Genomic DNA, 1,861 nt, shown 5'->3' with positions numbered 1-1,861 from the left:
AGGTGAATGGTGTCGCCGGTCAACGCCGACAGCTCATCCAGAAACGGCCCGGCCAGGGTCACCAACGGCAACTCTTCGCGGGCCTGGAAACCCAGTTCGATCAGCTTTGGCCCGAGCAGATAACCGATTTGCGGTACTACCCGCAAATAACGCTCGTCCACCAGACAACTGGCCAGCCTGTGAGTGGTGCTGCGGGTGGTACCGATCAGCCGGGCAATTTCCTTCAGATCGCGAGCGCCACTGGCCACGGCCTGAACCACACCCAGGCCACGCAGCAGCGTCTGGGTGCCGGTCGGCGCGATTTCCTTGGCGTTTTTTGCGGCGTCTTCCTGCATATCCGGCCTTCAACAATGAGCGAGAGAACGGGCGGCATTATGGTCGCCCGCACTAACGCTTACTAGAGTTTGATGCGCTCCACTTTGCCCACCAGCAGCACATAAGACAATGCACCGATCAGTGCCAGCACGGCGATGTAGGTGATCGCCGGGGCGAATGAGTTACCGCTGGCGAGAAAGCCGATGACGATCGGCGTGGTGATCGCCGACAGGTTGCCGATGAAGTTGAACACACCACCGGTCAGCCCCAACAAGCGTGCAGGCGCCAGGGTCGAGACCAGCGACCAGGTGATCGACGCCAGGCCGTTGCCGAAAAACGCCAGCGCCAGGAAGGCAATCACCAGCGGCGTCGATTCGACAAAGTTGGCGCCGATGATCGAGGTGGATATCAGCAGCCCGCCTATGATCGGCAGCTTGCGGGCAAAGCCGACGGTCGCGCCGCGGCGGATCAGCCAGTCGGAGAAGAACCCCGAGCAGAGCACCCCGACGAAAGCCGCGAGGAATGGCAGCGACGCCAGCAGCCCGGACTTGATGAAGTCCATGCCACGGTACTTCACCAGATAGGTCGGGAACCAGGTCAGGAAGAACCACAACGTCGAGTTAAGGCAGAACTGCCCCAGATAGATACCCCACAACTTGCGCTTGCTCAACACAATGCCGAGGTCGGTCCAGCTGAACGGAGCCTTGCGTTTGGCGGTCTCGGCCTGGATATCCACCAGCCCGCCGCCTTCGCTGATCAGGTCGATTTCGGCCTGGTTGGCGCCCTTGAAATCCCGTGGCTCGCGATACACCGCGTACCAGATCAGCGCCCAGATAATCCCCACCGCACCGGTGCTGACGAACACCATTTGCCAGCCATAATGATGTTGCAGCCAGGCCAGCACCAGGGTGAGGAACGCCAGCCCGACGAATTGCCCGGAGGTGTAGAAGCCGATGGCGGTTGCGCGTTCACGCTCGGGAAACCAGGTGGTCACCACACGGCTGTTGATCGGATAGGCCGGGGCCTCCAGCGCGCCCACGGCCATGCGCAGTACAAACAACGCGATGAAGCTCGCGGCGAAGCCAAGCATCACTGTGGCCACCGACCACAACAGCAAGGCCACGCTGTAGAGGATGCGTGGCGGCACCCGATCCACCAGCCAGCCACCGGGGATCTGCATCGCCGCGTAGGTCCAGCCGAACGCGGAGAAGATCAGCCCGACATGAATCGGATCGATACCCAAATCGCTGGTCAGTGCCGGGGCGGCAATCGACAGGTTGCTGCGGTCCAGATAGTTGATTACCACGGTGATGAACAACAGCAGCATGATGAAAAAACGCTTGCGGCTCGGCGTCACCAACGACGCCTGCCCGGTAAAGCTTTCCGGTTGCATGGGGAGTGCCTCTTCTTGTGTTTATTGAGGGCGGTAAAGATAGAAACGACGCGGTCCTGTGGGAGCGAGCTTGCTCGCGATCGGGCCGGCGCGGTTTGCCTGAAGAGTCTCTGTGACTGGGTCGACGTCATCGCGAGCAAGCTCGCTCCCACA

2 protein-coding genes are annotated in these 1,861 nt (G+C 61.0%); both read right to left on the bottom strand.

Annotation, left to right across the window (positions count from 1 at the left end; genetic code table 11):
• On the bottom strand, nt 1-335 hold a 335-nt coding region (locus F8N85_RS33860), incomplete at its 3' end, for a helix-turn-helix domain-containing protein (protein WP_150807672.1).
• Nucleotides 336-397: 62 nt separating this feature from the next.
• The gene (locus tag F8N85_RS33855) at nt 398-1,708 is read right to left on the bottom strand and encodes an MFS transporter (protein ID WP_150806449.1); all 1,311 of its coding nucleotides are present in this window, start codon (nt 1,706-1,708) and stop codon (nt 398-400) included.
• Nucleotides 1,709-1,861: the final 153 nt, after the last annotated feature.

The organism is Pseudomonas fluorescens (assembly GCF_902497875.1).
Classification (GTDB): Bacteria; Pseudomonadota; Gammaproteobacteria; order Pseudomonadales; family Pseudomonadaceae; genus Aquipseudomonas; species Aquipseudomonas fluorescens_BR.
The sequence above is the reverse complement of the archived record's forward strand: the minus strand, read 5'-3'. Positions and strand labels throughout refer to the sequence as shown.